The organism is Scandinavium tedordense, assembly GCF_024764965.1.
Taxonomy (GTDB): domain Bacteria; phylum Pseudomonadota; class Gammaproteobacteria; order Enterobacterales; family Enterobacteriaceae; genus Scandinavium; species Scandinavium tedordense.
This window is the reverse complement of sequence record NZ_JALIGG010000049.1, coordinates 115496-141992: the sequence shown is the minus strand read 5'-3', so window position 1 is coordinate 141992 and position 26497 is coordinate 115496. Positions and strand designations below refer to the sequence as shown.

General features: G+C 54.4%; 21 protein-coding genes and 3 tRNA genes. 18 read left to right on the top strand and 6 right to left on the bottom strand.

The annotated features are described in order from the left end of the window. Together MUU46_RS04035 and frdA are read right to left on the bottom strand one after the other, a co-directional pair. Nucleotides 1-735: a succinate dehydrogenase/fumarate reductase iron-sulfur subunit gene (locus tag MUU46_RS04035; RefSeq protein ID WP_159759527.1), complete on the bottom strand. Its 735-nt coding sequence runs from the start codon at nt 733-735 to the stop codon at nt 1-3. After that, nucleotides 728-2518 (bottom strand): fumarate reductase (quinol) flavoprotein subunit, encoded by a 1791-nt coding sequence (gene frdA / locus MUU46_RS04030; protein ID WP_258964826.1) that lies wholly within the window; start codon nt 2516-2518, stop codon nt 728-730. The genes MUU46_RS04035 and frdA overlap by 8 nt, the downstream gene beginning before the upstream one ends. Nucleotides 2519-2830: 312 nt before the next feature. On the opposite strand from frdA, the gene epmA reads away from it, so the two are divergent. Continuing rightward, nucleotides 2831-3808 (top strand): elongation factor P--(R)-beta-lysine ligase, encoded by a 978-nt coding sequence (gene epmA / locus MUU46_RS04025; protein WP_159759523.1) that lies wholly within the window; start codon nt 2831-2833, stop codon nt 3806-3808. Between the two features lie 265 nt (nt 3809-4073). Next, nucleotides 4074-5573, top strand: coding sequence for a glutamate/gamma-aminobutyrate family transporter YjeM (yjeM, locus tag MUU46_RS04020; RefSeq protein WP_159759521.1), 1500 nt, complete (start codon nt 4074-4076; stop codon nt 5571-5573). Nucleotides 5574-5618: 45 nt separating this feature from the next. Here yjeM and mscM read toward each other — a convergent pair whose 3' ends face one another. The 3 genes from mscM to rsgA form a co-directional block, all read right to left on the bottom strand. Further along, the gene (gene mscM, locus MUU46_RS04015) at nt 5619-8936 is read right to left on the bottom strand and encodes a miniconductance mechanosensitive channel MscM (RefSeq protein WP_258964825.1); all 3318 of its coding nucleotides are present in this window, start codon (nt 8934-8936) and stop codon (nt 5619-5621) included. Between the two features lie 17 nt (nt 8937-8953). Then, nucleotides 8954-9922 carry an archaetidylserine decarboxylase gene (gene asd / locus MUU46_RS04010; RefSeq protein ID WP_185153766.1) on the bottom strand — a complete coding sequence of 323 codons (969 nt, stop codon included), beginning with the start codon at nt 9920-9922 and terminating at the stop codon, nt 8954-8956. Between the two features lie 143 nt (nt 9923-10065). After that, nucleotides 10066-11118, bottom strand: coding sequence for a small ribosomal subunit biogenesis GTPase RsgA (rsgA, locus tag MUU46_RS04005; protein ID WP_159759517.1), 1053 nt, complete (start codon nt 11116-11118; stop codon nt 10066-10068). A 106-nt stretch (nt 11119-11224) separates the two neighbouring features. Here rsgA and orn point away from each other — a divergent pair, with 106 nt between their 5' ends. The 4 genes from orn (at nt 11225) to MUU46_RS03985 (ending at nt 12279) form a co-directional block, all read left to right on the top strand. Then, nucleotides 11225-11770, top strand: a complete 546-nt coding sequence (gene orn, locus MUU46_RS04000; protein ID WP_258964824.1) for an oligoribonuclease — start codon at nt 11225-11227, stop codon at nt 11768-11770. 200 nt (nt 11771-11970) lie between these two features. Beyond that, nucleotides 11971-12046: transfer RNA gene (locus MUU46_RS03995), tRNA-Gly, on the top strand. Nucleotides 12047-12090: 44 nt separating this feature from the next. After that, nucleotides 12091-12166, top strand: a tRNA-Gly gene (locus MUU46_RS03990). Between the two features lie 37 nt (nt 12167-12203). Then, a tRNA-Gly gene (locus MUU46_RS03985) sits at nt 12204-12279 on the top strand. Between the two features lie 272 nt (nt 12280-12551). Here the strand turns inward: MUU46_RS03985 and queG are convergent. Further along, on the bottom strand, nt 12552-13691 hold the full coding sequence (queG, locus tag MUU46_RS03980; RefSeq protein WP_258964823.1) for a tRNA epoxyqueuosine(34) reductase QueG: 1140 nt from the start codon (nt 13689-13691) through the stop codon (nt 12552-12554). Here queG and nnr point away from each other — a divergent pair. From nnr to nsrR, 12 genes are all read left to right on the top strand, one after another. Further along, a complete protein-coding gene (gene nnr / locus MUU46_RS03975) occupies nt 13690-15240 on the top strand; it encodes a bifunctional ADP-dependent NAD(P)H-hydrate dehydratase/NAD(P)H-hydrate epimerase (protein WP_258964822.1) in 1551 nt (516 codons plus the stop codon). The two genes, queG and nnr, sit on opposite strands and share 2 nt — an antisense overlap. After that, entirely contained in the window at nt 15209-15670 is a 462-nt protein-coding gene (gene tsaE, locus MUU46_RS03970; protein WP_159759509.1) for a tRNA (adenosine(37)-N6)-threonylcarbamoyltransferase complex ATPase subunit type 1 TsaE, read from the top strand. Before nnr ends, tsaE begins: the two co-directional genes overlap by 32 nt. Before the next feature lie 16 nt (nt 15671-15686). Beyond that, complete coding sequence (gene amiB, locus MUU46_RS03965) at nt 15687-17027, top strand: N-acetylmuramoyl-L-alanine amidase AmiB (protein WP_258964821.1); 1341 nt, start codon at nt 15687-15689, stop codon at nt 17025-17027. A 10-nt stretch (nt 17028-17037) separates the two neighbouring features. Further along, nucleotides 17038-18897, top strand: coding sequence for a DNA mismatch repair endonuclease MutL (mutL, locus tag MUU46_RS03960; protein ID WP_258964820.1), 1860 nt, complete (start codon nt 17038-17040; stop codon nt 18895-18897). After that, a complete protein-coding gene (gene miaA / locus MUU46_RS03955; RefSeq protein WP_159759503.1) occupies nt 18890-19840 on the top strand; it encodes a tRNA (adenosine(37)-N6)-dimethylallyltransferase MiaA in 951 nt (316 codons plus the stop codon). Before mutL ends, miaA begins: the two co-directional genes overlap by 8 nt. A 122-nt stretch (nt 19841-19962) precedes the next feature. After that, the gene (gene hfq / locus MUU46_RS03950; RefSeq protein ID WP_258964819.1) at nt 19963-20274 is read left to right on the top strand and encodes an RNA chaperone Hfq; all 312 of its coding nucleotides are present in this window, start codon (nt 19963-19965) and stop codon (nt 20272-20274) included. A 74-nt stretch (nt 20275-20348) separates the two neighbouring features. Further along, on the top strand, nt 20349-21629 hold the full coding sequence (gene hflX / locus MUU46_RS03945; protein WP_159759501.1) for a ribosome rescue GTPase HflX: 1281 nt from the start codon (nt 20349-20351) through the stop codon (nt 21627-21629). Between the two features lie 80 nt (nt 21630-21709). After that, nucleotides 21710-22987, top strand: coding sequence for an FtsH protease activity modulator HflK (gene hflK, locus MUU46_RS03940; RefSeq protein ID WP_258964818.1), 1278 nt, complete (start codon nt 21710-21712; stop codon nt 22985-22987). A 2-nt stretch (nt 22988-22989) separates the two neighbouring features. Further along, the gene (gene hflC, locus MUU46_RS03935) at nt 22990-23994 is read left to right on the top strand and encodes a protease modulator HflC (RefSeq protein WP_159759497.1); all 1005 of its coding nucleotides are present in this window, start codon (nt 22990-22992) and stop codon (nt 23992-23994) included. Between the two features lie 69 nt (nt 23995-24063). Continuing rightward, the gene (locus MUU46_RS03930; RefSeq protein ID WP_110510929.1) at nt 24064-24261 is read left to right on the top strand and encodes a DUF2065 domain-containing protein; all 198 of its coding nucleotides are present in this window, start codon (nt 24064-24066) and stop codon (nt 24259-24261) included. A 102-nt stretch (nt 24262-24363) separates the two neighbouring features. Beyond that, the gene (locus tag MUU46_RS03925) at nt 24364-25662 is read left to right on the top strand and encodes an adenylosuccinate synthase (protein WP_159759495.1); all 1299 of its coding nucleotides are present in this window, start codon (nt 24364-24366) and stop codon (nt 25660-25662) included. Nucleotides 25663-25924: 262 nt separating this feature from the next. Then, nucleotides 25925-26350, top strand: a complete 426-nt coding sequence (nsrR, locus tag MUU46_RS03920) for a nitric oxide-sensing transcriptional repressor NsrR (RefSeq protein WP_159759493.1) — start codon at nt 25925-25927, stop codon at nt 26348-26350. Nucleotides 26351-26497: the final 147 nt, after the last annotated feature.

The window sequence follows — 26497 nt, the reverse complement described above, 5'->3', positions numbered from 1 at the left end:
TTAGCGTGGTTTCAGGGTGGCGATAAGAAAGTCTTTCGAGCTTTCCACTTTGCCCTGCTGAATGGCGGCGGCCGGGTCAACGTGCTTCGGACACACTTCCGAGCAGTAGCCGACAAAGGTGCAGCTCCAGACGCCATTTTTGCCGTTCAGTTGCGCCATGCGCTCCTTTTTCCCGTGGTCGCGGCTGTCTTCGTTATAACGATGTGCCAGCGTAATAGCCGCCGGGCCAATAAACTCTTTGTTGAGACCAAACTGCGGGCAGGCGGCGTAGCACAGACCGCAGTTGATGCAGCCGGAGAACTGATGGTATTTCGCCATCTGCGCCGGGGTTTGGGTGTTTGGTCCCTGATCCGGCGTACGCGGATTGCCAATGATGTAAGGCTTAATAGCTTCCAGACTTTCGATAAAGTGGGTCATGTCGACCACCAGATCGCGCTCAATCGGGAAATTCGCCAGCGCTTCGACCTTCAGCCCTTTTTCGTATTCACGCAGGAAGGTTTTACAGGCAAGTTTCGGCACCTTGTTCACCATCATGCCGCAGGAGCCGCAAATCGCCATACGGCAGGACCAGCGATAGCTGAGGTCTGGCGCAAGGTTATCTTTGATATAACCCAGCGCATCCAGCAACGACGTTTGCTCGTCGTAAGGCACTTCATAGAACGCGCTGTGCGGCGCGGTGTCTACTTCCGGGTTGTAGCGCACGATCTCGATTTTCAAATTCTTCATCTCAGCCATTTGCCGTCTCCTTCTTATCGGCAGCTTCCGCTTCTCCGCCGTAAACGCGTTTCGCAGGTGGCAGAGTGGTTATCTTCACGTCGCTGTACTCAAGGTGCGTAGTGCCATCTGCATCGCGGAAAGCAAGGGTATGCTTGAGGAAGTTAACGTCATCACGCTCGGTGCAGCCTTCGTCCAGGCGCTGATGCGCCCCACGGGACTCTTTACGCGCCAGGGCGGAATGTGCCATGCACTCGGCAACGTTCAGGCCGTGGCCCAGCTCGATGGTGTACAGCAAATCGGTGTTGAACACGCTCGAGGTGTCGGTGATACGCACGCGTTTAAAGCGTTCCTGCAACTCAGCCAGTTTATCGATGGTTTTCTGCATCAGTTCCGGCGTGCGATAGATACCGCAACCTTCTTCCATCGACAGGCCCATTTCGTCGCGGATCTTCGACCAGTTCTCGTTGCCTTCCTGGTTAACCAGCGCTTTCAGGCGTTTTTCGACATCTACCACCTGTGCATCCAGCGTCGCGCTGTTGGCTTCACCTGCCGTCGAAGCACGTTCCATCGCACGTTCACCGGCCATACGGCCAAAGACCACCAGTTCTGCTAATGAGTTGGAACCCAGACGGTTTGCGCCGTGCAGGCCGACGGAAGAACATTCACCCACGGCGAAAAGTCCCTTGATGCGGCTTTCGCACTGCTGGTCGGTTTCAATTCCGCCCATGGTGTAATGCGCGGTTGGACGCACCGGAATCGGTTCTTTCACCGGGTCGACGCCGACATAGGCTTTGGCCAGTTCGCAGATAAACGGCAGACGTTCCAGCAGCTTTTTCTCGCCGAGATGGCGCAGGTCGAGGTAAACCACCTCCCCACGCGGCGTGGAGATAGTGTTGCCTTTGCGCCATTCGTGCCAGAAAGCCTGGGACACTTTGTCGCGCGGGCCCAGTTCCATGTATTTATTTTTCGGCTCGCCGAGCGGCGTTTCTGGCCCCATGCCGTAATCTTGCAGGTAACGGTAGCCGTCTTTGTTGACCAGAATACCGCCTTCACCGCGACAGCCTTCCGTCATCAAAATGCCGGAGCCTGGCAGGCCAGTTGGGTGATACTGGACGAACTCCATATCACGCAGCGGCACGCCGTGGCTCAGCGCCATGCCCATGCCGTCACCGGTGACGATGCCGCCGTTGGTGTTGTAGCGATAAACGCGACCCGCACCACCCGTCGCCATGACGACCGCATTGGCGCGAATCTGGATCAGCTCGCCTTCCATCATGTTCATCGCCACGAGGCCGCGCGCCTGACCGTCATCGACCAGAATATCCAGCACGAAGTGTTCGTCAAAGCGCTGAATTTGAGGGAATTGCAGGGAAGTCTGGAAGAGGGTGTGCAGCATATGGAAGCCGGTTTTATCTGCGGCAAACCAGGTACGCTCAATTTTCATTCCGCCGAAGCGACGCACGTTAACGGAACCATCTTCACGGCGGCTCCATGGGCATCCCCATTGCTCAAGCTGGGTCATCTCTGTCGGGCAATGGTGAACAAAGTAGTCCACGACATCTTGCTCACAGAGCCAATCGCCACCGGAAACGGTATCGTTGAAATGGTACTCAAAGCTGTCATGGTCCTGAGTGACCGCCGCAGAACCGCCTTCAGCGGCAACGGTATGGCTACGCATAGGGTAAACTTTTGAAATCAGTGCGATTTTTGCGTTTGGATTGGCTTGTGCTGCGGCTATTGCAGCTCGTAATCCCGCCCCGCCAGCGCCTATAACGGCCAGATCGGCATGAAAGGTTTGCACGACATTCCTCCAGAATTGTTGTTATTTCGCAACACACCTAACCAAAGGTAGTTCACTTAGTCGGCACGGCAATTGCGAACGTGATTCCACTGCTCCTTTATGGGTAGCTCAGTATATCCATATGGTTGTGATGGAAATTTGACGCGTTCGATTTTTTTGTTGTTCTGTTTGGCCATTTATCATCGAAATTGATGAATTGCGTCACGGAAACGTCTTTACGCCATCGACGGACGTTTTCGCCGGGCAAAATTTGTCTCGTGCAGCGCTTGCGGGTAGACTTCGGGCCTTTGTTTGTCTTCGGAGAGTTTTACCATGAGCGAAACGGCCACCTGGCAGCCGAGCGCCTCCATCCCCAATCTGTTGAAACGCGCGGCCATTATGGCGGAAATCCGCCGCTTCTTTACCGACCGCGGCGTGCTGGAGGTGGATACGCCGTGCATGAGTCAGGCGACGGTGACGGATATTCATCTGGTCCCGTTTGAGACGCGTTTTGTCGGCCCCGGCCATTCTCAGGGTATTAATCTCTACATGATGACCAGCCCGGAATATCACATGAAGCGCCTGCTGGCAGCGGGATGTGGCCCGGTGTTCCAGCTGTGTAGAAGCTTTCGTAATGAAGAGATGGGACGTCATCACAACCCAGAATTCACCATGCTCGAGTGGTATCGTCCGCATTACGACATGTACCGCCTGATCAACGAAGTGGACGATCTATTGCAGCAGGTACTGGAATGCCAGCCGGCTGAGAGCCTCTCCTATCAGCAGGCTTTCCAGCGTCATCTCGAAATTGATCCGCTGTCGGCAGATAAGACGCAGCTGCGCGAAGTGGCGGCTAAACTCGATCTCAGTAACATTGCCGACACTGAAGAAGACCGCGACACTCTGTTGCAACTGCTGTTCGCCATGGGCGTTGAGCCGCATATTGGAAAAGACCGTCCGACTTTCGTCTATCACTTCCCGGCAAGCCAGGCTTCGCTGGCGCAGATCAGCACCGAAGATCACCGCGTGGCGGAACGCTTCGAGGTGTATTACAAAGGTATTGAGCTGGCGAATGGTTTCCACGAACTGACTGACGCGCGTGAACAGCAGCAACGTTTCGAGCAGGACAACCGTAAACGTGCCGCCCGCGGCCTGCCGCAACAGCCGATTGACATTAATTTGTTGGAAGCGCTCAACGCCGGAATGCCGGACAGCTCCGGTGTCGCACTGGGAGTCGATCGTCTGGTGATGCTGGCTCTGGGTGCCAAAAGCATTGGCGACGTGATTGCTTTTACGGTAGATCGCGCTTGATGTGATTGACACTCGCCGCCGGGTTCCTCCGGCGGCGAAAGTCTGAAATCCCCTTACTCTCCTTTCGAATTTACATCTGTAACATACTCGTTACTTAGATGATAATTTCAGTTCAGCTTTGAAAGTCACATTTTTTATCTGTGTTTGCCTTATTATCCTGACATCATGTCCGATTTTATCACCTTACCGCGCCGCCATTTCTGTTCGGCACGACGGGCATCGCTTTGAAAGTATTCTCGATTTTCGCCAGGATTCAGGAGGGTTAATGACCCAAAATATAAAAAGGATGAGTCTGACAGGCCTCATCCTCATGATTTTCACGTCGGTGTTTGGCTTCGCCAACAGTCCGTCGGCGTTTTATTTGATGGGCTACAGTGCCACGCCGTTTTACCTGCTTTCGGCTCTGTTCTTCTTCATCCCTTTCGCGCTAATGATGGCGGAAATGGGATCCGCATTTCGTAAAGAAGAGGGCGGGATCTACTCCTGGATGAACAACAGCGTCGGTCCACGCTATGCGTTTATCGGCACCTTCATGTGGTTCTCCTCCTACGTGGTGTGGATGGTCAGCACCGCGGCGAAGATTTGGGTACCACTGTCGACTTTTCTGTTCGGGGCCGATAAAACCCAGACCTGGTCATTCATCGGTCTGAGTTCAACTCAGATGGTCGGGATCCTGGCCGTTTTGTGGATGGTGGCGGTGACGTTCGTGGCCGCAAAAGGTATCAATAAAATTGCCAAAATCACCGCCGTGGGTGGGATTGCGGTGATGTGCCTGAACTTGGTCTTGCTGGCGGTGAGTATTGCCATCTTCGCGCTGAACGGCGGACATTTTGCCGAGCCGGTCGCGTTTACCGCCTCGCCTAACCCGGGTTATCAGACCGGCTTGTCGATGCTCTCGTTTGTGGTATTTGCCATTTTTGCCTACGGTGGGATTGAAGCTGTCGGCGGCCTGGTCGATAAAACCGAGAACCCGGAAAAGAACTTCGCCAAAGGCATCATCATCGCCGCTATCGTGATTTCCATCGGCTATTCGCTGGCGATATTCCTGTGGGGCGTAAGCACTAACTGGCAAGCCGTGCTGAGCAATCGCTCCACCAACCTCGGCAACATTACCTATGTGCTGATGACCAGCCTCGGGGCGAACTTTGGCCACGCGCTAAATTTGTCGCAGGAAGGTGCTATCACGATGGGCGTATGGTTTGCCCGCATCACAGGCCTGTCGATGTTCCTAGCCTATACAGGCGCATTTTTCACGCTGATTTACTCTCCGCTGAAGGCGATTATTCAGGGGACGCCGAAGGCGCTGTGGCCGGCCAAAATGACTCGCCTGAACGCAGTCGGTATGCCCGGGAATGCCATGTGGATGCAGTGTCTGCTGGTGTGCTTGTTCATTCTGCTGGTGTCGTTTGGCGGAGATACCGCATCGGCGTTTTATAACAAACTGACGCTGATGGCGAACGTCTCTATGACGCTGCCGTATCTGTTCCTGACCATCGCCTTCCCGTTCTTTAAGGCTAAAGCCGGCCTGGATCGCCCCTTCGTTATCTTTAAATCACGCCTGTCGATTCTGCTGGCCACCACCGTCGTGGTGCTGATTGTGGCTTTCGCCAACATCTTTACGGTGATTCAGCCGGTGATTGAAGCAGGGGATTACAGTAGTGCGCTGTGGATGATTGGTGGGCCAATTTTCTTCTCACTGCTGGCATCCGCCATTTATGAGAACTATCGCCGCCGTACGACGACGCTTGTTGTAGAGCCTGCATAACCGTAAGCCCGGCAGCCAACCTGTGCTGCCGGGCTTACGTCCTGATTACAAACTCCCCGCCGGGCGATTGCGTCCCGTAGACGTCAGCGTTCTACCGGTTTTCCGACCGTCCATGGTTTCCAGACGCATCTGGAACGGTGGGAACGGCATATCAATTCCGTGTTCGCGGAATCCGGCCAGGATCAGCTGGTGAATCTCATGGCGCAGCGGCATACGGTGACCCATTTCGGCGGCGTAGATACGCAACTCGAAAATCTGAATACCCTGCTGCAAATCGACCAGGAACACCTCCGGCGCCGGGGTATCAATCACCAGCGAGCAGCGCTCTGCGGCGGTCATCAGGATTTGCGTCACTTCTTCACTGTTGGCATCCGACGGCGCCGGAACGGTCAACACCACGCGTGTGACAGAGTCTGACAGCGACCAGTTGATGAACTGCTCGGTGATAAACGCCTTATTCGGCACGATTATCTCTTTACGGTCCCAGTCGCTGATGGTGGTCGCACGGGTATTGATCTTCGTTACACTGCCGGTTAAATCGCGGATCGTGACGGTATCGCCGATTCGAATAGGTTTTTCGAACAGGATAATCAGGCCCGAAATAAAGTTGGCGAATATCTCCTGCAAACCAAATCCGAGCCCGACACCCAGGGCGGCAACCAGCCATTGCAGTTTCGCCCACTCGATACCGATCATCGAGAAGCCAACTAGCCCGCCAATCAGCATAAGCAAATATTTAGTGATAGTTGTGATGGCATAACCGGTGCCTGGCGTCAGGCTGAGGTGTTGGAGTACCGCCAGTTCGAGCAGGGCAGGGAGATTGCGCACCAGCTGAGTGGTGATGATAAACACCAGAATCGCAATCAGTACCGCGCCAAGAGTAATCGGCTCAAGGCTTTCGACGCCCTGCACCGTGGACGTCACGTCCCACAGCGAGATGTTTTCGAGGAAGCCAAATGCCGAATGAATTTCGGACCACAGCACAATCACCGACACCAGCGCGATAAGCATCAGGATGGAACGCACCAGTCGCAGCGACTGTGCGCTGAGGGTGTCGAGATCCACTTCGCTGATATCCACTTCCGGCGAGCCTTCCAGGCTGGTGTTGTGATGAGCCTCTTCTTCGCCACGGGCGCGCTGCGCCAGCATTTCCGCCCGGCGATGCTTCGCGCGGTCAAAGGCGATACGACGACGCTGAATCAGCATCCAACGGCGGATCACGTGATAAATTACCAGCAGCAGGAACCAGATGGCCACCGAAGTTTCAAGGCGTGCCAACAGCGCTTCGGCCGTCGCCAGATAACCCACCAACGCGGCAAAAATCGCAATCAGCGGCGCGCCCATCAGCAGGTTCCACAGCATGCGGTTAACCATATTTTCGCCGCTGCCCTCTTTGTCGAGGAACAGCGGAATGCCTGCCCGCTTGAGGCTAAGCGTCACTATCCCCAGCGCTCCGCAGATAAGGACAAAGCACAGTCTGCCGAGAGAAGATGAGAATTCGCGATCGTGCAGGTTATCGAACATGAACAGCGCCATAATCAGCGGCACGATAAGCCCGATACTCATCAGGTAATAACGCATCGCACGAGCGACGCGATTACGAGGCCAGCCAAAGTGCGCCACGAACAGGCCATTCGGGCGCGCAAAGGCGGCGCAAATCATCACCACCCATAGCAGCGGCACGGTCGCGGTGACGCCGTTGCCAATCGCCACGGCCAGCGGGTACGGCCACGCTTCCTGTAATCCGAAGCCGAGTGTCATCCACAGTACCGGCAACGGTGAAGCGACCAGTATCGACCAGAACACCGTGCGTAACGTGAGCCAGAAGTGGTCCTGCGTCACTTTGCCGACACGGTTACTGGAGCGCTCCAGAAATCGCGTGAAGTGCTTACGCGAGCTGATGCTGAACCCAACCAGAATCAGTGCGGCAAACAGCGGGATTAGCGTCTCTTTGCTGGTCAGCATCATGATCGAGGCTTTGCCAAGCTGACTGAAGGTATCGAGTGAAATCAGACGGCGCAGATCCTGCACGATTTCCAGCGGCCAGGCGAAGGTTATCGGGCTGACATCTGAGGTCCAGAACAGGTAGCGGTGGGTGGCTTCGTTGATTTCCTTCAGCGCATCTTCCAGCTGGCCATTGGCCACTTTCAGTTTGGTGAGTTCGAGGATCAGTGTATCACCGCCCTGCAGCAACGAGTTGAGCAGCTCGCGCTGGGTGCGTAACTGGGCTTCCAGAATTCGTGATTCATCGTTGGCCAGCGGTTCACCATCGGTCTGGCGGCTTTCCCGCAGCTGAGTTTGCTTGCTGAGTAAGTCTTCGTAGCGCAGGCGATGGACGCGCAGCTGAGCCATTTCGGTATCAAGCTGCTGCGGCTTAGGCATCTCCGGCAGGCGGGCAACCTGGGCGCGCAGGGCTTCGCCTAACAGGTTGGATGAGCCCAGCCACTGAGACTGTTCGCGCAAGGTGTTCAGCGCCTGACGGACCTGCAGCGTTTGATTAGTTGCCTGACGCTGTTGAGAGGCCACCAAATCCATTCGCTGCGCCTGCTGGTTGAGTGCCTGCGACAGTTCGCGGTTAATGGTGAACTGCTGGACGATACTCGGCGGCAGGTTAGCGCTGTTCTCGGCTAATAATTCGGTGCTTTCCAGCGCTTTTTCAGCTTCCCGCTGACGCTGGCTATTGAGCTGGTTACGCAGTGCCTGGAGATAGGCATCTAGCTGCTCGCTCTGTTTCTGCGCCAGCTCCGAGCGCATCCGCGCCAGTTCCTGGCGGTTGTTGGCCGAAAGCTGTGCCAGCTCCAGTTCGTCGACCAATGCTTTCAGCTTGGCGGATTCCGCCTGCAAGCTGAGATTTTGTGCCAGCGCGGTTTTTCCGGTGGCGGTGCCGACCCGGCGTTCGACGTCATTCAGCTGGCGGCGCGCGTCGGTTTGCTGTTGCGGCAGCTGGCTGAGTGAATCGGCAATTTCCCGGGCGCGTTCCTGCTCCTGTTGGGCCTGACGGCTTTTTTCAAGCAGCTGGCTACTGACCTGCAGGATTTCCTGATTCAGTGCATCGGTAGTGAGGTTTTCAGGGGCTGGACGAGGCTCGTCGCGCAGGTTAGTGAGTTGAGTGCGCAGCGATTGGGAAAGTTTGGGGAAGTTATCGATAACTTGTTGATATTGCTGAACGCGGTCGAGCGAACCTTTACGCTCTTCGAGCGCGTTCAGCGCGGACTGGAGCGCCTCGACGGCTTCAGGCTGAGCGGGCTTTGCCGCTTTCGCCTGTTCCAGTTCCTGGGTAATTTGTTTGGCGTCGGGGGCGCTTGCTGCGTACGCCCCCATGCTGAGGCACCAGGCCATCAGAAAAGTGATAATCAGGCGCACGTCAGCGGTCCTTGTGGTTAGCCCTGGTCGTTTTTATCATCAACCGGCGGAATGATTTCATCCGCGGTAACAACGTCTTCTGCTGCAGGAGTGACAACGTCTGTTTCCTGAGCGGTAAATATTTCGGTAGACACTGCCAGCGGCAAACCAATCTTGGTCGCAGACAGGCTGGCGAGCTGCTCTGCCAGCTGAACTTTGCCCGGCGCAAACAGGTTGATAACCGTTGAACCCAGTTTGAAGCGACCCATTTCCTGGCCTTTCAACAGAGCAACAGAACCTTCGCTTTCACCGGCAGGCCAGGTCCAGCGCTTGATGACGCCTTCGCGCGGTGGGGTAATAGTGCCAGCCCAAACGGTTTCAATGCTGCCGACGATAGTCGCACCGACCAGAATCTGTGCCATCGGGCCAAATTCAGTATCAAACAGGCAGATGACGCGTTCGTTACGGGCGAACAGGTTCGGTACGTTCTGCGCGGTCAAATGGTTAACGGAGAACAGATCGCCTGGTACGTAAATCATTTCGCGCAGGATACCGTTGCAAGGCATGTGCACGCGGTGATAGTCGCGCGGCGAAAGATAGGTCGTGGCAAAAGAACCGTCACGGAACAGGGCCGCCATCTGGTAGTTGCCTGCCAGCAGCGCTTCAAGGCTGTAGTTATGGCCCTTTGCCTGCAGGATTTTGTCGTCTTCGATTTTGCCAAGCTGGCTAATCACGCCGTCGGCCGGCATGACCAGCACGCCTGGATCGGTGTCAATCGGACGCACTTCGTCACGCAGTGGGCGAACAAAGAAGTCGTTGAAGGTGCGATAGCTGGCGGTATCCGGCTTTTGCGCCTCTTTCATGTCGACTTTGTAGCATTTTACGAACAGGTCAATGACCAGCTTTGTCAGCCAGCCTGCTCGTTTGCTTGCGCCCCAGCCTGCGAGGCGGGTAAGCCACAGTTTAGGCAGAATGTATTGAAGCGAAAGTTTAAATGAGTTTAGCAAGGTAGCCTCCAGGCCAATGTTTATGCCATTTCAGGCTCAAATCGGAGCCTTTCTGCTCGTCTATTTCAAGCTGCTGGATTTGCAGCTTGAATTATCCGGAGCACTAAAAAAGGGGCTGATTCTATCGGCGTTAAGCTTAAATGTCAGTTGCCGCTATCAGAAAAGGTTTTACGCGATTTTACCTCTGACATACTTTCGAGGATGCGATGATAATTTTCAAAGCGCGTTTCGGCGATATCACCTTTTTCAACAGCTTCACGAATTGCGCAGCCCGGATCATTGTCGTGCTTGCAGTCGCGATATTTACAGGCACCTAAATACTCATGGAATTCGACAAAGCCGTTAAAGATTTGTTCTGCTTCCAGATGCCAGAGGCCAAACTCACGCACGCCCGGCGAGTCAATCACATCTCCACCGTGAGGGAAATGATACAAACGCGAAGCGGTGGTGGTGTGCTGGCCGAGGCCTGAGTTGTCAGAGACATCATTGGTGAGGATCTCTGTCTGCAGGCCGAGCAGGTTGTTCAGCAGACTGGATTTACCCACGCCGGACTGGCCAGCAAAGATGCTGATACGCCCGGTCAGCGCCTCTTCTAATGGCTTCAGACCATCTTTCTTGTGACTGGAAACCATCAATACGGTGTAGCCAATTTTGCGATAGATATCCATCTGCTCATTAACAAATGCCAGGCCTTCGTCATCGAGAAGATCAATTTTGTTCAGAACGAGAAGCGGCTCAACGTCGAGCGTTTCGCAGGCAACAAGATAACGGTCGATAATGTTCAGTGAGAGTTCAGGCAGAATGGCTGACACGATAACGATCTGATTGATATTTGCGGCAATCGGTTTTACACCATCGTAAAAATCCGGACGCGTCAGTACCGATGTGCGCTCATGAACGGCTTCCACAATTCCTTTGACGTTAACGCCTTCTGCGGCAGATTTCCCTGGGCGCCAGACGACGCGGTCACCCGTGACCAGCGAACGAATGGTGCGGCGAATGTTACAACGGTGGGTCGTGCCTTCGGTGGATTCTACATCGGCATGCATGCCGAAGCGGCTGATAACGATGCCTTCAGCTTTTTCGCCAAACAGGTTGTCATCGAGATCGGGCTTCTCCGAAGTCGTTTTAAGACGGCGCTCGTGGTTGGCTTTAACCCGACGCTGCTGACCTTTGGAGAGTTTATTTTTACTCAATCGTGCTGACTCCTGGTCGCCCCTGAGGGGCAAAACCTCTATGATACACGCTATTTTAGATGAATATAGTCACTGTCGTTGTGACGCGAGAAGGGTGGAAAATAGCATGAGTGCAAATGAAAACAACCTCATTTGGATCGATCTTGAGATGACGGGTCTGGATCCCGAGCGCGATCGCATTATTGAAATCGCAACCCTGGTGACCGATGCAAATCTGAATATTTTGGCAGAAGGGCCGACCATTGCGGTGCATCAGTCCGATGAACAGCTGGCGTTAATGGACGACTGGAACGTGCGTACGCACACCGGCAGCGGTCTGGTTGATCGGGTAAAAGCGAGTTCCGAGGGCGATCGCACGGCAGAGCTGGCGACGATTGAATTCCTCAAACAGTGGGTGCCAGAAGGAAAATCACCTATCTGCGGCAACAGCGTCGGTCAGGACCGCCGTTTCCTGGTTAAGTATATGCCGGAACTGGAAGCGTATTTCCATTACCGCGCTTTGGACGTCAGTACGCTGAAAGAACTGGCGCGCCGCTGGAAGCCAGAAATCCTCGACGGCTTCAAAAAGCAAGGTACGCATCAGGCTATGGATGACATCCGCGAGTCCGTCGCTGAACTGGCGTATTACCGCGAGAATTTCATCAAGCTGTAAGCGATTTGCCCGGCGGTGAAGGCTCGCCGGGCCTACCTGGTAGGGGATTTGGTGTAAAAACAGGCGATGTGACGAATATTCCATCACTTGAACTGAATTTCAAAAAAATCGCTTACAGGGGGGTTGCAGCTAAAAGGATTTCTCGTATAATGCGCCTCCCGTAACGACAGGAATTTCCGTGTTACGGCAGCACCAAATTTGCGGGAATAGCTCAGTTGGTAGAGCACGACCTTGCCAAGGTCGGGGTCGCGAGTTCGAGTCTCGTTTCCCGCTCCAAAATTTGAAAAGTATCGCAAGATACATGCACCAGCGTCACCCAAGCGGGAATAGCTCAGTTGGTAGAGCACGACCTTGCCAAGGTCGGGGTCGCGAGTTCGAGTCTCGTTTCCCGCTCCAAAATTTGAAAGTATCGCAAGATACACGCACCACCCAAGCGGGAATAGCTCAGTTGGTAGAGCACGACCTTGCCAAGGTCGGGGTCGCGAGTTCGAGTCTCGTTTCCCGCTCCAAGTTTTCTTCATCCAAATTCTCTTATCCACAGCGTTTAATGACGTTGGGGATGTTTTTTATTTTCTCTGAAATATTCTTGTGAACAGACTTATCCACAGCCCTGCGATTTTGTCTGGAAATTCAAAATGCTTCGAACTGTGAATAGTAAACCTATAACTTATTGACGTATAACAATAAAAATAGATTTCAAATTGTTATCGCGATCACTTGACGAATTTGGCACCCTTGAATTTCAATGTGTTTTTATTTTTATTCACACCCTGTGAATGAATCAGGCATCCCTCGGCAGACCCTTTTCAATCACTCTCACCAGACGTTGTTTTTGCGGTAACTGCACCTCGACCACGCAGGCATTTCGCTTGTCTATTTGCTGCGCAACCGCCCATTGTATGTGTTCATCGAGAAGTGGGTGCTCACCTCTACGACTCTCCAGTGCGTCAATATTCTGTTCATCCCACGGAGCATTTCCCAGGGCGACGGCAATATTACGCAGCCAGCGCAAATGACCGATTCGCCGAATAGGCGATCCTTCGGTGACCTTCAGGAAATGGGCTTCGCTCCAGCCAAACAGCGTAATAAGCTCTGGCGCATGCAGCGCTTTACGCGGGCTGAAATCCTCTTCGTCGGTGAGCTGCGAGTAACGATTCCATGGGCAAATCAGCTGGCAGTCGTCGCACCCGTAAATACGATTGCCCATCAGCGGGCGAAATTCTTCCGGGATGGCGCCTTCCAGTTCGATAGTCAGATAGGAAATGCAGCGGCGGGCGTCGACGGTGTAAGGCTCAACGATGGCGCCAGTAGGGCAGATGGTCATGCAGGCCACGCAGCGGCCACAATTTTCTTCCACTGGTTTATCAATAGGTAAGGCTAGATCGATAAGCAGTTCGCCGAGGAAAAAGAACGAACCCGCATCGCGGCTCAGAATAAGTGAGTGCTTACCTGTCCAGCCGAGCCCGGCTTTTTCAGCGATTGGGCGTTCCAAAATAGGCGCGGAATCAACAAAAGGTCTAAAATTCAGCGAGGCACACTGTTCCTGAATCTTTTCGCCGAGCTTTTTAAGGCGGTTACGTAACAGCTTATGATAATCACGCCCAAGGGCATAACGGCTGACGTAGCCAAGTGACGGGTTTTTCAGCGTGCTGGCAAACGCCGCGTTGGCGGGCAGATAGTTCATCCGCACGCTTATCACGCGCAGCGTACCGGGCAGAAGTTCATGTGGGCGCGCACGCATCATGCCGTGGCGCGCCATCCACTCCATTTCGCCATGGTACTGTTTGTCCAGCCATGCCTGTAGTTTGGGTTCACTGGCGCTGAGATCGGTATCGGTGATACCGACGTGCTGAAAGCCCAGTTCGGTGCCCCACTGTTTGATGTCTTGCGCTAATTGGTTGAGATCGAGGGGCTGTGACATGACGGACCATACAATGACGAGTAACCCCGAAAGTATACCACACACCATCTGGTCTGCGGATGACCTGCGTCGCGCTGAAAAAGAGGCCGCCGATGCGCTCGGTCTGACGCTCTACGAATTGATGCAACGTGCAGGCGAGGCCGCTTTCAACGTTGCGCGCGGCTATCATTCTGCGACAACACATTGGCTTATCCTCTGTGGTCACGGTAATAACGGTGGCGATGGCTACGTCGTGGCGCGACTGGCGCAGGCGGCGGGTATTCAGGTGACGTTGTTGGCGCAGGAGAGTGAGAAACCGCTTCCTGAAGAAGCCACCGAAGCCCGAACCGCGTGGCTCAACGCTGGTGGCGTGATTCACGCCCACGATATCACCTGGCCTGACGGCGTCGATTTAATTGTTGATGCGCTGTTGGGTACCGGATTAACCCATGCACCACGTGCGCCGATTGCCGCGCTGATAGTGCACGCCAACGCCCATCCTGCACCAGTTGTTTCACTCGATATCCCTTCTGGACTGCTTGCCCAAACGGGTGCGACGCCGGGAGCGGTTATCCACGCCGCCCGAACCGTTACGTTTATCGCCCTGAAACCGGGCCTGTTAACAGGGAAAGCCCGGGACGTGACGGGCGCGCTGCATCACCATGCGCTGGGTCTTGATGCGTGGCTGAATGCGCAAACCACGCAGTTTCAACGCGTGGATGCCAGCCAACTGGCGCAGTGGTTACCGCCGCGACGTCCTACGTCGCACAAAGGCTCTCACGGCAAGTTAGTGATTATTGGCGGCGATCATGGCACTGCGGGTGCCATTCGCATGGCTGGCGAGGCGGCGCTGCGTGCCGGGGCCGGACTGGTGCGGGTGCTGACTCGCGTCGAAAATATCTCGCCGATCGTGACTGCGCGACCGGAATTGATGGTGCATGAACTCACTGCTCAAAGCCTGGATGACGGTCTGGAATGGGCCGACGTGGTGGTGATTGGACCTGGCCTTGGACAACAACCGTGGGGCAAACAGGCGTTACGCAAAGTGGAGAACGTTCGTAAGCCGATGCTCTGGGACGCTGATGCGCTGAACCTTCTGGCAATCAACCCCGATAAACGTCACAATCGCGTACTGACGCCGCACCCCGGCGAGGCCGCCCGGTTGCTGAATTGCAGCGTGGCAGAAATTGAAAGTGATCGCTTACTTTCTGCGCAACGTCTGGTAAAACGGTACGGCGGGGTCGCCGTGCTGAAAGGCGCAGGCACCGTCGTTGCTGATAATGAACACGGTATCGCGATTGTCGATGCCGGAAATGCAGGCATGGCCAGCGGTGGGATGGGCGATGTGCTGTCCGGTATTATCGGCGCGTTGCTAGGCCAGCATCTCTCACCGTATGATGCTGCCTGCGCAGGCTGTGTCGCGCATGGCGCAGCGGCTGACGTACTGGCCGCGCAGTCTGGAACCCGTGGCATGCTTGCCACCGATCTTTTTTCCACGCTCAGGCGTGTTGTTAACCCGGATGTGATTGACGTAAACCATGATAAATCGAGTGATTCCCTTACCCAATGAGCAGGCAACATTAGATCTCGGCAATCGCATAGCCGGGGCCTGCACAGGCGCAACCGTCATTTATCTCTACGGCGATTTGGGCGCCGGGAAAACCACTTTCAGCCGCGGATTTTTGCAGGCGCTGGGCCACAAAGGCAACGTCAAAAGCCCGACTTACACGCTGGTTGAGCCGTATACCCTCGACAATTTGATGGTGTACCACTTTGATTTATATCGCCTTGCGGATCCTGAGGAGCTTGAATTCATGGGGATCCGCGATTACTTCGCTGACAATGCCATTTGCCTGGTGGAATGGCCGCAACAGGGCGCGGGTGTGTTGCCTGAACCGGATGTCGAAATTCACCTGGAGTACCAGGCACAAGGGCGAGAGGCGCGCGTGACGGCAGTCTCCTCACTGGGTGAGTCTTTACTGGCACACTTGGCCAGTTAACCTGAGGGATGACGGGATGATGCATCGCGTTAAAAATTGGTGGGTTGTCGGCATGATGTTGTTTAGTTTGCAGGCAACGGCGGCAAGTTTATCCGATATTCAGGTATCCAATGGTGATAAACAGGCCCGTATAACGTTCAGTTTTATGGGCGATCCTGATTACTCCTTCTCGCAGGAAGGAAAACGCAGCGTCGCGCTCGATATCAAACAAACCGGTGTTATCCAGGGTTTGCCGCTCAATTTCAGCGGTAACAATTTGGTCAAAAGCATCCGTTCCGGCACGACGAAGGACGCACAGTCCCTGCGCCTGGTGGTTGATTTAACCGGCGATGGTAAGACTCGCGCGGTGAAACAACAAAGCGGTGGAAACTATACCGTCGTCTTCACCATTAACGCAGATACACCGCCACCTCCTCCGCCGCCTCCGGTGGTCGCGAAACGTGTGGAAGCGCCAGTCGTTGCAGCCGCTCCTCGTCAGGTCGAGCCGGCACGAAACCCGTTTAAACCGCAAAACGACAGAATGACCAGCGTGACCAGCAGCAACACGGCAACGCGTCCCGCACGGTCCCGCACAACCAGCGTCAACGGCGATAAAGTGATCATCGCCATCGACGCCGGTCATGGAGGTCAGGATCCGGGAGCCATCGGGCCGGGCGGAACCAAAGAGAAAAACGTCACCATTTCGATTGCCCGTAAACTACGCACTTTGCTGAACGACGACCCGATATTTAAAGGCGTGCTGACTCGCGATGGCGATTACTTCATTTCGGTAATGGGCCGTTCGGACGTGGCGCGTAAGCAGAATGCCAACTTCCTGGTCTCCATCCATGCGGATGCCGCGCCAAACCGAGACGCCACGGGCGCGTCGGTCTGGGTACTGTCCAACCGTCGTGCGAACAGCGAAATGGCAGGCTGGCTGGAGCAGCACGAGAAGCAGTCTGAACTGCTCGGCGGGGCGGGTGACGTACTGGCTAACAGCCAGTCTGACCCTTACCTGAGCCAGGCAGTGCTGGATTTACAATTCGGCCATTCCCAGCGCGTCGGGTATGATGTTGCGGTTGATGTCCTGGGCCAACTCCAGCGCGTCGGAAACATTCATAAGCGCCGTCCTGAGCACGCTAGTCTTGGTGTTTTACGCTCGCCGGACATCCCGTCTATCCTCGTCGAAACCGGTTTTATCAGTAACGGTGGCGAAGAACGTTTACTGGGTAGCAGCGACTATCAGCAGCAGATCGCTGAGGCGATTTATAACGGGTTGCGTAACTATTTTAACGCGCATCCGTTGCAGAGCGGGCCGCGCAGCGAGTCTTCGCAAACGGCCAGCGCGTCTGGCCCTGACGGGACGTTAATTAATTAAGGAGCGCTTCATGCCGATCCAGGTTCTGACACCGCAGCTTGCGAACCAGATTGCCGCTGGCGAAGTGGTGGAACGACCTGCGTCGGTGGTGAAAGAGCTGGTAGAAAACAGTCTGGATGCGGGCGCGACCCGTATCGATATCGACATCGAACGCGGCGGGGCGAAGCTCATCCGCATCCGTGATAACGGCTGCGGCATTAAAAAAGACGAACTGGCGCTGGCGCTAGCGCGTCACGCGACCAGCAAGATTGCCTCACTCGACGATCTGGAAGCGATTATCAGTCTCGGTTTCCGTGGCGAAGCGCTGGCGAGTATCAGCTCCGTTTCCCGTCTGACGCTGACCTCTCGCATTGCCGAGCAGCCTGAGGCCTGGCAGGCCTACGCTGAAGGGCGCGACATGGACGTGACGGTGAAACCAGCCGCACATCCTGTGGGCACCACGCTTGAGGTGCTGGATCTGTTCTACAACACCCCGGCGCGCCGCAAATTCATGCGCACAGAAAAAACGGAATTCAGCCATATCGACGAAGTGATTCGCCGAATCGCGCTGGCCCGTTTTGACGTCACTATCAATCTCAATCACAACGGAAAAATGGTGCGTCAGTATCGCGCCGTACTCCAGGACGGGCAGAAAGACCGCCGTTTGGCCGCTATCTGCGGTACGCCGTTTGTGGAACAGGCGCTGGCTATCGAGTGGCAGCATGGCGATTTAGCTCTGCACGGCTGGGTAGCAGACCCGCAGCACACCAACACCCAACTCGCTGAAATTCAGTATTGCTACGTCAACGGCCGCATGATGCGCGACCGCTTGATCAACCACGCCATTCGTCAGGCCTGTGAAGACAAGCTTGGCGCGGGTGAACAGCCAGCGTTCGTGCTTTATCTGACTATCGACCCGCATCAGGTGGATGTGAATGTGCATCCGGCCAAACACGAGGTGCGTTTCCACCAGTCGCGCCTGGTGCATGATTTTATCTATCAGGGCGTGGTGAGCGTGCTGCAACAGCAGATGGACGCCCCGCTGCCGCTGGCAGACGAAGATGAACAACCCGCGCCGCGTGCGTTGCCGGAAAACCGTGTCGCGGCGGGGCGCAATCATTTCGCAGAACCGGCTGTGGCCCGGGAGCCTGCGGCTCCACGCTATAGCGCCTCTTCTTCTGGCGGCAATGCGCGGGCTGAAGGCGGTACTACGTGGCCAAATGCGCAGCCGGGCTATCAGAAACAGCAGGGCGCGCTGTATAAGCAGCTGCTGGATACGCCAGTCGCTGAACGTAAACCTGTTTCCGCACCAGTGGCTGAAAGCCTGGCTGGCCACAGCAGCAGCTTTGGTCGAGTGCTGACTATCGTGGCGGGCGACCGGGCATTGCTGGAACGTGATGGGAAACTGAGCTTACTGGCATTGCCGGTGGCCGAGCGCTGGCTACGTCAGGCGCAGCTTTCGCCGGACAGTACCGCGGTTTGCGCACAGCCGCTGCTCATTCCTCTGCGGTTAAAAATTTCCGCAGATGAACAGGCGTCGCTGAAAAAATCCCTGACGGTACTAGGGCAATTAGGCATTGATATTCAATCAGAAAGCCAGCATGTGACCGTGCGTGCGGTGCCTTTACCCTTAAGACAACAAAATTTACAAATCTTGATTCCTGAACTGATAGGCTACCTCGCGCAGCAATCAACATTCGATGCGGGAACGCTGGCGCAGTGGCTGGCGCGTAACCTCGCAAGCGAACATGCGCAGTGGAATATGGCACAGGCAATTGCCGTGCTGACAGATGTCGAACGTCTCTGTCCGCAGCTGGTAAAAGCGCCGCCAGGTGGCCTGTTACAACCCGTTGATCTGATTACGGCGATGAATGCCCTTAAAAATGAGTGATGTAACAGAGGCAAGCCTGCCAAAGGCCATATTTTTGATGGGGCCAACGGCCTCCGGTAAAACCGCGTTAGCCATTGAGCTGCGTAAAGTTTTACCCGTAGAGTTGATTAGCGTGGATTCCGCCCTCATCTATCGAGAGATGGATATCGGAACCGCGAAACCGGATGCGACGGAGCTTGCCGCTGCACCGCACCGGTTACTGGATATTCTTGACCCGGCTCAGGCGTATTCTGCTGCGGATTTCCGCCGTGATGCGCTGGCCGAGATGGCGGAGATCACCGCAGCAGGAAAAATCCCGCTGTTGGTGGGCGGTACGATGTTGTATTTCAAGGCGTTGTTGGAAGGGTTGTCGCCGTTACCGTCGGCAGATCCGGATGTCAGAGCCAGAATTGAGCAACAGGCAGCAGAGCAGGGATGGAATGCGCTGCATCAGCAACTTCAGGAGATTGATCCGGTTGCTGCCGCGCGTATTCATCCAAATGATCCGCAAAGACTTTCCCGGGCACTGGAAGTTTTTTTCATTTCGGGTAAAACTTTAACGGAACTGACGCAAACGTCAGGAGAGGCTCTGCCGTACACGGTGCATCAGTTCGCCATCGCCCCGGCGAGCCGTGAACTGCTCCATCAACGCATCGAGCAGCGTTTTCATCAGATGTTGGCTTCAGGTTTTGAAGCAGAAGTTCGGGCGCTTTTTGCCCGTGGAGATTTGCATACGGACATGCCTTCCGTTCGTTGTGTGGGATACCGCCAGATGTGGTCATATCTTGAAGGCGAAATTTCATATGATGAAATGGTTTATAGAGGTATTTGCGCTACGAGACAGTTGGCTAAGCGCCAGGTAACCTGGTTGCGCGGTTGGGAAGGCGTTCATTGGTTAGACAGTGAACAGCCTGAACAGGCGTTCAGCGATGTGTTAAAGGTTGTTGGTGCGGGTCTTGGCTGAACGTGTAAAATTAAGACGTATCGTGCGCAATTTTCAGAATCGCAAGGTTCTAAGTACAAGCCCGAAGTTTGTGGGTAACTCCCTGAAAACCGTGGGTAAAACAAGCATATAAGGAAAAGAGAATGGCTAAGGGGCAATCTTTACAAGATCCGTTTCTGAACGCACTGCGTCGGGAACGTGTTCCGGTTTCTATTTATTTGGTGAATGGCATTAAGCTGCAAGGTCAAATTGAGTCTTTCGATCAGTTCGTGATCCTGTTGAAAAACACGGTCAGCCAGATGGTCTATAAGCACGCAATTTCTACGGTGGTTCCGTCTCGTCCGGTCTCTCATCATAGCAACAACGCCGCGGGCGGCAGTACTGGTAGTAACTACCATCACGGTAGCAACGCGCAGTCTTCTTCTGCGCCGCAAGACAGCGACGATACCGAATAAGGTTGGTGGCTGTTTTTCCATGTCGGGGAGCCAGTTTGTTCGGTTCCCCGCTGGTCTTTTAGGAGATATTACGCTTGTTTGACCGTTATGACGCCGGTGAGCAGGCGGTGCTGGTACACATCTATTTTTCGCAAGACAAAGATATGGAAGACCTTCAGGAGTTCGAAGCTCTGGTCTCTTCCGCCGGTGTCGAAGCAATGCAGGTGATTACCGGTAGCCGTAAAGCGCCGCACCCAAAGTATTATGTTGGAGAAGGTAAGGCTGTCGAAATTGCGGAAGCCGTGAAAGCAACGGGTGCGTCCGTTGTCTTATTCGACCATGCATTAAGTCCGGCCCAGGAGCGAAACCTGGAGCGTTTGTGCGAGTGCAGGGTTATCGATCGTACGGGTCTTATTCTCGATATTTTTGCTCAGCGTGCACGTACTCATGAAGGGAAACTGCAGGTTGAGCTGGCGCAGCTGCGCCATCTGGCGACGCGTCTGGTGCGTGGCTGGACCCACCTTGAAAGACAGAAAGGCGGGATTGGTTTGCGCGGCCCGGGTGAAACCCAGCTCGAAACTGACCGTCGTTTGCTGCGTAATCGTATTATGCAAATCCTCTCCCGTCTGGAGAGAGTAGAGAAGCAGCGTGAACAAGGACGCCGTTCGCGTACCAAAGCCGATGTTCCAACCGTGTCGCTGGTGGGTTACACCAACGCCGGAAAATCGACGTTATTTAATCAGATAACTCAAGCGCAGGTGTATGCCGCGGACCAGCTGTTCGCGACGCTCGACCCCACTCTGCGGCGGATTAACGTCGCTGATGTCGGTGAAACCGTACTGGCAGACACCGTTGGGTTTATTCGCCATTTGCCACACGATTTAGTGGCCGCGTTTAAAGCAACATTGCAGGAGACGCGTCAGGCAACGCTGTTACTGCATGTGATCGACGCCGCTGATGTGCGCATACAGGAAAACATTGATGCAGTGAATGTTGTGCTCGAGGAAATCGAGGCCGACGAGATCCCAATGCTGCAGGTGATGAACAAGATAGATATGCTGGATGATTTTGAGCCGCGTATCGACCGGGATGAAGAAAATAAACCGATTCGGGTCTGGCTCTCAGCGCAGACCGGGGTGGGTGTACCACTGCTTTTCCAGGCTTTAACTGAACGACTTTCCGGTGAAGTGGCGCAGCACACGCTACGTTTACCTCCACAGGAAGGACGTTTACGAAGCCGTTTTTATCAGCTTCAGGCGATAGAAAAAGAGTGGATGGAGGAAGACGGTAGCGTCGGTCTGGAAGTTCGACTGCCGATCGTGGACTGGCGTCGCCTCTGTAAGCAAGAACCTGCGCTGGTGGACTACGTAGTCTGACAGCCAGCTAGCCTGAAGATTATTCGCCTTTATACCCGGTAAAAAGGGTATACACCGCATAACAAATATGGAGCATATACATGGCGTGGAATCAGCCCGGTAATAACGGACAAGACCGCGACCCGTGGGGAAGCAGCAATAATCAAGGCGGCAACTCTGGGGGAAATGGAAACAAAGGTGGTCGCGATCAGGGGCCCCCTGATCTGGATGATATCTTCCGCAAGCTGAGTAAAAAGCTCGGTGGTTTAGGCGGCGGTAAAGGTGGTTCAGGCGGCGGCAGTAATAATTCTTCTCAAGGGCCGCGCGCGCCAATGGGTGGACGCATCGTCGGCATCGCTGCCGCAGCTGTGGTCATCATCTGGGCGGTGAGTGGTTTCTATACCATTAAAGAAGCAGAACGCGGCGTAGTGACGCGCTTCGGTAAGTTCAGTCATCTGGTTGAGCCAGGTCTGAACTGGAAGCCGACATTTGTCGATGAAGTCACTCCGGTCAACGTGGAAGCCGTTCGTGAACTCGCGGCTTCTGGCGTGATGCTGACCTCGGATGAAAACGTGGTGCGCGTTGAAATGAACGTGCAGTACCGCATCACCGATCCACAGAAATACCTGTATAGCGTCACCAGCCCGGATGATAGCCTGCGTCAGGCAACCGACAGCGCCCTGCGTGGGGTTATCGGTAAATACACCATGGACCGTATTCTGACGGAAGGTCGTACCGTTATTCGTAGCGATACCCAGCGTGAGCTGGAAGAGACCATCAAGCCGTACAACATGGGTATCACCCTTCTGGACGTCAACTTCCAGGCTGCACGTCCGCCGGAAGAAGTGAAAGCCGCGTTTGATGATGCAATTTCTGCCCGTGAGAACGAGCAGCAGTACATCCGTGAAGCCGAAGCGTACACCAACGAAGTTCAGCCACGTGCGAACGGTCAGGCGCAGCGTATTCTCGAAGAAGCGCGTGCGTATAAAACGCAGACTGTCCTGGAAGCACAGGGTGAAGTGGCTCGCTTCTCGAAACTGTTGCCTGAGTATAAAGCTGCACCGGAAATTACCCGTGAACGTCTGTATATCGAAACCATGGAAAAAGTGCTGAGCCATACCCGTAAAGTGCTGGTCAATGATAAAGGGGGCAACCTGATGGTTCTGCCGCTTGACCAGATGCTGAAAGGTGGCAGTGCCGCACCTGCAAAAAAGAATGACAGCAGTGGCGCCAACAGCCTGTTGCGCCTGCCACCTGCCTCCAGTTCGAGCAGCAGCGCCAGCAGCAAGAGCAACGCACCGGCATCAAGCGATGACAATATCATGGACCAACGCCGTGCGAATGCGCAGCGTAACGACTACCAGCGTCAGGGGGAATAACGATGCGTAAATCAGTAATTGCGTTAATTATCATCGTGCTGGTAGGCCTCTACACGTCAGTATTTGTGGTGAAAGAGGGTGAGCGCGGTATCACGCTGCGATTTGGTAAAGTCGTTCGTGACGATGAAAATAAACCACTGGTGTACGCGCCAGGTCTGCACTTCAAAGTGCCGTTTATTGAATCCGTTAAAACGCTGGATGCGCGCATTCAGACCATGGACAACCAGGCCGATCGCTTCGTCACCAAAGAGAAGAAAGACCTGATCGTTGATTCCTACATCAAATGGCGTATCAGCGATTTCAGCCGTTACTATCTGGCGACCGGCGGCGGTGACGTCTCCCAGGCAGAAGTGCTGCTGAAACGTAAGTTCTCTGACCGTCTGCGTTCTGAAATTGGTCGTCTGGATGTGAAAGACATCGTGACCGATTCCCGTGGTCGTCTGACCATCGAAGTGCGTGACGCGCTGAACTCCGGTTCTTCTGGCGGTGATGACGAAGTGGCCACGCCTGCAGCAGACAGCGCTATCGCTGAAGCAGCAGAACGCGTAGTTGCGGAAACCAACGGCAAAGTGCCGGTGATCAATCCGAACAGCATGGCGGCATTAGGGATTGAAGTGGTTGATGTTCGCATCAAGCAAATCAACCTGCCGGCGGAAGTGTCGGAAGCGATTTACAACCGTATGCGCGCTGAGCGTGAAGCGGTTGCCCGTCGCCACCGTTCACAAGGTCAGGAAGAGGCAGAAAAACTGCGCGCGACGGCAGATTATGAAGTCACCAAAACGCTGGCAGAATCTGAGCGTCAGGGGCGTATTACCCGCGGTGAAGGCGATGCCGAAGCGGCAAAACTGTTTGCTGATGCCTTCAGTCAGGATCCGGATTTCTACGCCTTTATCCGTAGCCTGCGCGCGTATGAGAACAGCTTCCAGAGCAATCAGGATGTCATGGTACTCAGCCCAGACAGCGATTTCTTCCGCTACATGAAGACGCCGAGCAGCGCAACGCGCTAAACTCTCGGGCAGTTGCTTTAGTTAAAAAACCACCGCATTGGCGGTGGTTTTCTTTTATCAGGATGAATCATGAACTCAACGATTTGGCTGGCACTTGCGCTGGTGTTAGTCCTTGAAGGTCTCGGCCCGATGCTCTATCCACAGGCCTGGCGGAAAATGGTCGCGGCGTTATCGCAACTCCCCGATCATATTTTACGTCGTTTTGGTGGGGGTCTTGTGGTTGCAGGCGTCGTCATCTACTACATGTTGACGAAAGCGATGGCCTGACAGGGTCTTAGTCGCTCTTACCAGATTTTGCCTGGAAAAAGTGCTGTATCTCTGAAAAAGCGATGGTAGAATCCTTTTTTAAGCAAACGGTGATTTTGAAAAATGGGTAACAACGTCGTCGTACTGGGCACCCAATGGGGTGACGAAGGTAAAGGGAAGATCGTCGATCTTCTGACTGAACGGGCTAAATATGTTGTACGCTACCAGGGCGGTCACAACGCAGGCCATACTCTCGTAATCAACGGTGAAAAAACCGTCCTCCATCTTATTCCATCAGGCATTCTTCGCGACAATGTGACCAGCATCATCGGTAACGGTGTTGTGCTGTCTCCTGCTGCGCTGATGAAAGAGATGAAAGAACTGGAAGACCGTGGTATCCCGGTTCGCGAACGTCTGCTGCTCTCTGAAGCATGCCCGTTGATCCTTGATTATCATGTTGCACTGGACGTTGCTCGTGAAAAAGCGCGTGGTGCGAAAGCTATCGGTACTACTGGTCGTGGTATTGGACCTGCGTATGAAGATAAAGTGGCCCGTCGTGGCCTGCGCGTTGGCGACTTGTTCGACAAAGCGACCTTCGCCGACAAACTGAAAGAAGTGATGGAATATCACAACTTCCAGCTGGTGAACTTCTACAAAGCTGAAGCTGTTGATTTCCAGAAAGTGCTGGACGATGTCATGGCCGTGGCCGATATCCTGACTGCGATGGTTGTTGACGTTTCTGACCTGCTGGATCAGGCGCGCAAGCGTGGTGATTTCGTGATGTTCGAAGGTGCCCAAGGCACCCTGCTGGACATCGACCATGGTACCTATCCGTACGTGACTTCCTCCAACACCACCGCAGGTGGCGTGGCGACCGGTTCCGGTCTGGGTCCGCGTTACGTTGATTACGTGCTGGGCATCATCAAAGCTTACTCTACTCGTGTAGGTGCAGGTCCGTTCCCAACTGAGCTGTTCGACGAAACCGGCGAGTTCCTCTGCAAGCAGGGTAACGAGTTTGGTGCGACCACTGGTCGTCGCCGTCGTTGTGGCTGGCTGGATGCGGTTGCCGTGCGCCGTGCCGTGCAGATCAACTCCCTTTCTGGCTTCTGCCTGACCAAACTGGACGTTCTGGATGGTCTGAAAGAAGTGAAAATCTGTATTGGCTACCGTATGCCGGATGGCCGCGAAGTGACGAACACTCCGCTGGCAGCCGACGACTGGGAAGGTATCGAGCCGATTTATGAGTCCATGCCGGGCTGGTCTGAAACCACCTTTGGCGTGAAAGCGCGCAGCGGCTTACCGCAGGCAGCGCTGGACTACATCAAACGTATCGAAGAACTGACCGACGTTCCTGTTGATATCATTTCAACCGGTCCGGACCGTAACGAAACCATGATCCTGCGCGACCCGTTCGACGCATAATCATGTCAGGGGCGCTTTCAAAGCGCCCCTTGTTCTTGCTTTCCACCACCCTCATATATACCCGCCATACTTCAAGCTGCATGTGTATTGGCTGCGTCTGCTTATCCCAGTCACTTAGATAAGTAAGCTCCTGGTTATTCTCAGACTTGCCGCCTTCCTGCAACTCGAATTGTTTTGGATATAAATTAATTAACCGCTACCTGGCTGGCTGGTTTATCATCAATGGTAATAACACCCCGATTTTCCCTGCTTTGAGGTTGATGTGCAGTTAACGAGTTTCACCGATTACGGATTGCGTGCGCTAATCTATATGGCATCGCTGCCGGACGGTCGAATGACCAATATCTCTGAGGTCACTGAGGTATATGGCGTATCCCGTAATCATATGGTTAAAATTATTAACCAGTTAAGCCGCGCAGGCTTTGTCGATGCCGTACGCGGAAAAAACGGTGGTATTCGTCTGGGAAAACCGGCACGCACGATTATTATTGGTGATGTGGTTCGCGAACTCGAACCCTTGTCGTTGGTGAACTGCAGCAGCGACTTTTGCCACATTACGCCCGCCTGTCGTTTGAAACAGGCACTCTATGAGGCCGTGAACAGTTTTCTCAAGGAACTGGATAACTACACGTTGGCCGATTTGGTTGAAGAGAATCAACCGCTTTATAAATTATTGCTGGTGGAGTGAGCTTATACCCTAAATAATTCGCGTCGCAGGAAGGCGGCTAGTCCGAGAGTCCCCAGGGCTTACTCAGGTAAGTGACCGGGGTGAGCGGACGCAGCCAACACACATGCAACGCGAAGTATGACGGGTATATCATTTCACCGGAGCTGA

What these genes read in the sequence shown, in the direction of transcription:
- epmA (WP_159759523.1), top strand. Translation starts at nt 2,831, where the DNA reads ATGAGCGAAACGGCCACCTGGCAGCCGAGCGCCTCCATCCCCAATCTG.
- hfq (WP_258964819.1), top strand. Translation starts at nt 19,963, where the DNA reads ATGGCTAAGGGGCAATCTTTACAAGATCCGTTTCTGAACGCACTGCGT.
- tsaE (WP_159759509.1), top strand. Translation starts at nt 15,209, where the DNA reads ATGATAAATCGAGTGATTCCCTTACCCAATGAGCAGGCAACATTAGAT.
- MUU46_RS04035 (WP_159759527.1), bottom strand. Translation starts at nt 735, where the DNA reads ATGGCTGAGATGAAGAATTTGAAAATCGAGATCGTGCGCTACAACCCG.
- MUU46_RS03930 (WP_110510929.1), top strand. Translation starts at nt 24,064, where the DNA reads ATGAACTCAACGATTTGGCTGGCACTTGCGCTGGTGTTAGTCCTTGAA.
- hflK (WP_258964818.1), top strand. Translation starts at nt 21,710, where the DNA reads ATGGCGTGGAATCAGCCCGGTAATAACGGACAAGACCGCGACCCGTGG.
- mutL (WP_258964820.1), top strand. Translation starts at nt 17,038, where the DNA reads ATGCCGATCCAGGTTCTGACACCGCAGCTTGCGAACCAGATTGCCGCT.
- orn (WP_258964824.1), top strand. Translation starts at nt 11,225, where the DNA reads ATGAGTGCAAATGAAAACAACCTCATTTGGATCGATCTTGAGATGACG.
- yjeM (WP_159759521.1), top strand. Translation starts at nt 4,074, where the DNA reads ATGACCCAAAATATAAAAAGGATGAGTCTGACAGGCCTCATCCTCATG.
- nnr (WP_258964822.1), top strand. Translation starts at nt 13,690, where the DNA reads ATGACGGACCATACAATGACGAGTAACCCCGAAAGTATACCACACACC.
- queG (WP_258964823.1), bottom strand. Translation starts at nt 13,691, where the DNA reads ATGTCACAGCCCCTCGATCTCAACCAATTAGCGCAAGACATCAAACAG.
- miaA (WP_159759503.1), top strand. Translation starts at nt 18,890, where the DNA reads ATGAGTGATGTAACAGAGGCAAGCCTGCCAAAGGCCATATTTTTGATG.
- amiB (WP_258964821.1), top strand. Translation starts at nt 15,687, where the DNA reads ATGATGCATCGCGTTAAAAATTGGTGGGTTGTCGGCATGATGTTGTTT.
- MUU46_RS03925 (WP_159759495.1), top strand. Translation starts at nt 24,364, where the DNA reads ATGGGTAACAACGTCGTCGTACTGGGCACCCAATGGGGTGACGAAGGT.
- hflC (WP_159759497.1), top strand. Translation starts at nt 22,990, where the DNA reads ATGCGTAAATCAGTAATTGCGTTAATTATCATCGTGCTGGTAGGCCTC.